This window comes from Sphingobacterium sp. LZ11T8, assembly GCF_024261425.1.
Classification (GTDB): Bacteria; Bacteroidota; Bacteroidia; order Sphingobacteriales; family Sphingobacteriaceae; genus Sphingobacterium.
Window position 1 is genome coordinate 1 of record NZ_JANBZY010000024.1, and the last position, 530, is coordinate 530.

The window sequence follows — 530 nt, forward strand, 5'->3', positions numbered from 1 at the left end:
TCTGATTCTCCGCAAACACACCTAATATTTTTAGTATATTAGCGCTCAAAAAGCAGGGATTATGAACATATTCAGTTTTACGGCTCATTTCGGTTCGGAGGAAGATTGTCGTTTGCATTTCAAGGAGCAGCGTGATAAGGAAGGGGTTGTCTGCAAGCGATGCGGGGGCACTTCCCATTATTGGTTACAGGGTAAATGGAGTTATGAATGCAAAGGTTGCCGTTTCCGCACCTCGTTGCGCAGCGGTACGAACATGGAGAGCTCCAAGCTGCCGTTTCTGGTGTGGTACAAAACGATGTTCCTGATGAGTTGCACAAAAAAGGGATTCTCCACCAACGAACTCCAGAAGCAATTAGGATTGAAGCGTTACGAACCGGTATGGGCGATGGTACACAAACTCCGCAGGGCGATGGGCAACCGGGATGCAAGGTATACACTGGAAGGGATGATAGAACTGGATGAGGGTTACTTTTCGGTGGCCAGTAAGGAAATCGAGCGAGGCAAGGGTACACGTGGCCGGGGAGCCGAGG

General features: G+C 49.4%; 1 pseudogene. It reads left to right on the forward strand.

The features are described 5' to 3' along the window. Nucleotides 1-61: 61 nt before the first annotated feature. Nucleotides 62-530: pseudogene (locus NLF99_RS19645) on the forward strand (IS1595-like element ISBbi1 family transposase); the annotation flags it as partial.